Here is a 1,436-nt window from a genome sequence, read left to right as displayed (position 1 = left end):
GTGGTAGCGATCGCTCGTTTATCTTCCCCTTCTACTCCGATGGTTACGTCAACCTGATCGAGACAAAATTTATAAAGTTTAGCCATTTCAGTCACATAGTTGGCAATCTCACGCTTTTGGCTATTAGATAAGCTAGATTGCTCACTCTCGTTAGGTTTCTCGATTTTATGATCGTAGTTGTGTACTGGTCTGACGGGTACGGGTTCAACGGGTAAAGGCTGTCCTAAATTGACTAAATTGGGATCCTCCACTAAGGAATATTTTCCTTTATTGTCAAGAGTTAAGGTTAAGCGTGCGTTTTTAATAACGTGCTTTTGGCTGTAATCATCATCCCCACCGCGCCACACGGTCACTTTTTCCCCGGTATCGCGTCTTACAGCGTCTATAACGGTTCTCTCACCGTATTTAGTGTTTACGCGCCGGGCGCGGTCGGTTGCCATTGCCTCAATTAACTTCATGATGTATCATCATCCTTGTAATAAGTTTACGAGAGAAAAGCGATCGCACTAAGTGGTATTGGGCGCGTTCGCCTTTCTCTATATCTGTATAATAATCTATTAGTAGATACTTGTCAAGAGATTAATCTTAAGTTACTATAAGAATATATTGATAGTAGATACTTGAGTAATAACTAATGACTATATCAAAGATGAAGATCAGCGTTACCCGTGTTTATGAAGTTGAGGGATTAGGCGATCGCATTCGCCGGGAAAGAAAAGCCTCACCCAAAACCATTACTCAATTAGCTGCTGAGGCCGGGATAAGTGTAGCTTACTGGAATCGGATCGAGACTGAGAAGCTTGTAAGCTTACCGATTGAAACCCTTAGAGCCATTGAGAAAGTGCTAGAGGTATCGTTAGGCGTGTCCATAGATTGACATATATAGGTATCCCTACCCGTGAACCCCACGGGTTTTTAAGCGTCCGTGACTTGGTAATAGTAAAGCTTTACCAATCAATGAAATGCGATCGCAACGGCCAAGCTAAAATCCTGACAGATAGCGAGATTACCGCTATATTTAGCCTTTTTTCCGAGAGGGATAGGGCTGTGTTTGCTATCTGTCTTTATTGTGGCTGTAGGATTAGTGAGGCCTTGTCGATTAGAGCGGGGGATATAGCCAATGGCGTGATCACTCTCAGGAAAAATTCGACTAAAGGAAAAAGGGGAACGCGATCGCTTCCCATATCCCCTAGACTTGAAATAATTCTCAATGATTACATCGACTCGATCGCATCTCCGAACGAGTTTCTTTTTCCCGGTCGGTTCAAAACAAAACCATTGACGACGGCTTATGCTGACTTAGTTCTTAGGCAAGCTTGCGATCGATTGGGATTAAAAGGAATTTCTACCCATTCATTCCGGCGAACGGCTTTAACCAGAATGCACTTAGCGGGGGTTCCACTAAGAACGATTCAAAGAATATCAGGGCATTCATC

At 43.2% G+C, this 1,436-nt stretch carries 3 protein-coding genes; 2 read left to right on the top strand and 1 reads right to left on the bottom strand.

Annotated features, from left to right (window positions below; genetic code table 11):
* Positions 1-458, bottom strand: a 458-nt coding sequence (locus ACOCD9_RS07585; protein ID WP_419546963.1) for a hypothetical protein, incomplete at its 3' end; no start/stop codon positions are given.
* A gap of 176 nt (positions 459-634) precedes the next feature.
* Here ACOCD9_RS07585 and ACOCD9_RS07580 point away from each other — a divergent pair.
* Together ACOCD9_RS07580 and ACOCD9_RS07575 are read left to right on the top strand one after the other, a co-directional pair.
* On the top strand, positions 635-877 hold the full coding sequence (locus ACOCD9_RS07580) for a helix-turn-helix domain-containing protein (protein WP_287702567.1): 243 nt from the start codon (positions 635-637) through the stop codon (positions 875-877).
* An 80-nt stretch (positions 878-957) separates the two neighbouring features.
* Positions 958-1,436, top strand: a 479-nt coding sequence (locus ACOCD9_RS07575; protein WP_419546962.1) for a tyrosine-type recombinase/integrase, incomplete at its 3' end; no start/stop codon positions are given.

The sequence above is a fragment of the Microcystis sp. genome (assembly GCF_048564745.1).
GTDB classification, from domain to species: domain Bacteria; phylum Cyanobacteriota; class Cyanobacteriia; order Cyanobacteriales; family Microcystaceae; genus Microcystis; species Microcystis ichthyoblabe_A.
This window is presented reverse-complemented; position numbering and strand designations above follow the sequence as displayed.

Bases quoted from the DNA above. Each gene is read 5' to 3' on its own strand.
- ACOCD9_RS07580 (WP_287702567.1), top strand. From the start codon at position 635: ATGACTATATCAAAGATGAAGATCAGCGTTACCCGTGTTTATGAAGTT.